General features: G+C 63.6%; 1 protein-coding gene. It reads right to left on the bottom strand.

Annotated elements, in window-relative coordinates; translation table 11 throughout:
* Positions 1-259: 259 nt before the first annotated feature.
* Complete coding sequence (gene ku, locus DYI24_RS26670) at positions 260-1255, bottom strand: non-homologous end joining protein Ku (RefSeq protein WP_164574464.1); 996 nt, start codon at positions 1253-1255, stop codon at positions 260-262.
* Positions 1256-1330 lie beyond the last annotated feature (75 nt).

Raw genomic sequence — 1330 nt, 5'->3', positions numbered from 1 at the left:
GTCCGCTCAGTGCTCGCGTCGCCCTCACCCCGACCCTCTCCCGCAAGCGGGAGAGGGAGCAGGCTGCCTGGGGGGTTAAGTAATACACTTCGAGTGGACGCAGGGTGGTCGTCCGCTGTCCTTTGCCAAGCCAAGTCCGCTCCACAATCTACGGCTCTCTCGCCAAGCCACAGTCCTGGCCTCACGCACGGCGCGCTCCCTCTCCCGCTTGCGGGAGAGGGGTGGGGTAAGGGCACGCGGGCATTGAGGTCGTGTTGGACTAACCGGCCTTCCGGGCTTTAGGCCCCGCCGCGCTCCGCGCCGGCTTCTTTGCCTTCGCCGGTTCTTCCTTCGCCTTGCCGGTGCCGCTCCCTGCGATCGGCAGCAGCATCTCCTTCTGACCGGGCGCGGTCTTGCGCTTCTTGGCGCGGGCAGGTTTGGCGGGGGCGGACTTCTCCGCGGTTTCGGATGAGGCTGGCTTCTTGGCCGCCGGCGCCGATTTCGCGTCGCCGAGGCTCCTGCGCAGCGCGTCCATCAGGTCGACGACGTTGTCGCCGCGCGGGCGGGCCTGCGGCTTGATCGGCTGCCCGGCCATCTTGCTGTTGATCAGTTCGGTGAGGGCGCTCTCGTAGTGATCCTCGAACAGATCGGGCTGGAAGTGGCCCGACTTCTGCTCGACGATGTGCTTGGCGAGATCGAGCATATCCTTGGTGATCTTCACGTCCTGGATGTCGTCGAAGTAATCGCCGGCCTCGCGCACCTCGTAAGGGTAGCGCAGCAGCATTCCGACCAGGCCTTTGTCGCGCGCCTCCAACGCGATGACGTGCTCGCGATTGGTCAGCACCACGCGCGCCAGCGCCACCTTGTCCATGCTGCGGATGGTTTCGCGGATCACCGCATAGGCGTCGTGGCCGACCTTGCCGTCCGGCACCAGGTAATACGGGCGCACCAGATACAGATCATCGATTTCGGACCGCGGCACGAACTGATCGATTTCGATGGTGCGGGTCGACTCCAGCGCGATGTTGTCGAGCTCATCCTTGGTGACCTCGATGTAGCTGTCGGTATCGACCTTGTAGCCCTTCATGATCTCGTCGGACGGCACCTCGTCGCCGGTCTCGGCATCGACCTTCAGGTATTTGATCCGATGCCCGGTGGCCCGGTTGATCTGGTTGAAGCTGATTTTTTCGGAATCCGATGTGGCCGGGTAGAGCGCTACCGGGCAGGTCACCAGAGACAACCTGAGAAAGCCCTTCCAGTTGGCGCGGGGGGCCATGACGCATACTCCACTGCTACTCGAACCGGACTCAAAGCCGGAAGGACTCGGATTCGTTCCCGCGACCGACTATCT

The organism is Rhodopseudomonas sp. BR0C11 (assembly GCF_010820945.1).
Taxonomy (GTDB): Bacteria; Pseudomonadota; Alphaproteobacteria; order Rhizobiales; family Xanthobacteraceae; genus Rhodopseudomonas; species Rhodopseudomonas palustris_H.
Note: the sequence above shows the minus strand (reverse complement) of the source record. Positions and strands in the feature narration are given on the sequence as shown.